This is a genomic window from Streptomyces sp. (assembly GCF_031178505.1).
GTDB lineage: Bacteria > Actinomycetota > Actinomycetes > Streptomycetales > Streptomycetaceae > Streptomyces > Streptomyces gulbargensis.
In genome coordinates this window covers 1-1586 of sequence record NZ_JAPSIW010001051.1, presented here as the reverse complement: position 1 = coordinate 1586, position 1586 = coordinate 1, and the positions used below count along the sequence as shown (strand labels likewise).

Below are 1586 nucleotides of genomic sequence, written 5' to 3'. Positions count from 1 at the left end.
CGCGCGTCCGCCAGAGGGCGTGGGCACCGGTCCGGGGCCGTCCGGGTGAACATCCTCCGAAGATGTTGAATGTTGAACGGAATGGGTCTACAGTCGTTCTCGTTGAAGCTTCAACAACACCACTTCGCCCCGCCTCGCGGGACCGACCAAGGAGCAGTCATGGGTCTCTTCAGCCGCAGGAACAACGAGTCCGCCGTCGCCGTCGCCGACCTCCCCGTCGACCCGGCCCTCGCCGCCCTGACCGGGGAGTACACCATCGACCCGGCCCACAGCAGCATCGGATTCACCGTGCGCCACGCGATGGTCACCAACGTGCGCGGCACCTTCGCCGACCACGAGGGCACGCTGAAGCTCGACGGCACCGACCCGGCCGCCTCCACCGCGCGCATCGACGTCCGGATCGCCTCCGTCGACACCGGCATCGCGGACCGCGACGCCCACCTGCGCGGCGAGGACTTCTTCGACGCCGAGCGCTTCCCGCTGATGACCTTCCGCTCCACCGGGGCCGCGCAGCTCGGCGGCGACACGTACCGCATCACCGGCGACCTGACCATCAAGGACGTCACCCGTCCGCTCTCCATCGACCTGGAGTTCAACGGCGCGGCCACCGACGTCTACGGCAACGAGCGCGTCGGCTTCGAGGGCTCGGCCGAGATCCTGCGCTCCGACTGGGGCCTGACCTGGAACGCCGCCCTGGAGACCGGCGGAGTGATGGTCAGCGACAAGGTGAAGCTGACCTTCGACATCTCCGCGATCAGGAACGCCGGCTGACCGTCCGGGTCCACCGGCCCCAGGCCCCCGTACGCACCGGGCACTCCCCCGGTGGCACCACGAGCGCGCCCGCCCTCCGCAGCAGCGGACGGCGGGCGCTCGGCGTTCGGCCCCCGGCCGGGACGCCCGCGACCGCCCGGGAGCCCGCCGCCGGCGCGGCTCCGGAACCGGCCCCGCTCCGGACCCGGCAGCCGGTGAGGGACCCGCCGGACCGGGCTCAGGAACCGGCCCCGCTCCGGACCCGGCAGCCGGTGAGGGACCCGCCGGACCGGGCTCAGGAACCGGCCCTGGCCCGGGCCGCCGCCTCGACCACGGCCGGGACGAGACGGTCGTTCTCCGGCGCGCCCGGACCTCCCGCGAAGGCGAAGCGGCGACGGGCGTAGCTGTATGCGAGTCCGGTGGCCGGATCCGCGAAGGCCTGGGAGCCGGGGGCGCCGCTGTGGCCGATGGCGGCCGGGCTCAGAGAGGGGTAGCGGGTGGCCGACGGGACGAAGCCGAGCCCGAAGGCGTTCTCGGAGCCCGTGACGAGGTCGGTGCCCCGGGAGTGGATCCGGGCGACCTCCGCGAGGGTGGCGGGGGTGAGGAGCGGCGGGCGGCCGTCGAGCTCGCCCGCGATCGCCGCGTACATCCGGGACAGCCCGCGCGCCGTACCGACGCCGCCGCCGGAGAGCGGCCCGAGGGCCCGTACCGTACGGGAGTTTCCGTAGGCGACCGCGTCGAACGGCGGATCGGCGTGCTGGTTGAACGCGATCCCCATCAGGCCGCCCGGACCGGCCGGTCCCGCGGCGAGGACGGCCGCCTCGGCGGGGCTCGGC

The 1586-nt window shown here is 74.0% G+C and carries 1 protein-coding gene and 1 pseudogene; one reads left to right on the top strand and one right to left on the bottom strand.

What is annotated here, in order from left to right; translation table 11 throughout:
• The first annotated feature begins 159 nt into the window (after positions 1–159).
• Positions 160–771: a YceI family protein gene (locus tag RIF68_RS36135; RefSeq protein WP_309055900.1), complete on the top strand. Its 612-nt coding sequence runs from the start codon at positions 160–162 to the stop codon at positions 769–771.
• A gap of 274 nt (positions 772–1045) precedes the next feature.
• Here the strand turns inward: RIF68_RS36135 and RIF68_RS36130 are convergent.
• Positions 1046–1586 (bottom strand): annotated as a pseudogene (locus tag RIF68_RS36130) (serine hydrolase); the annotation flags it as partial.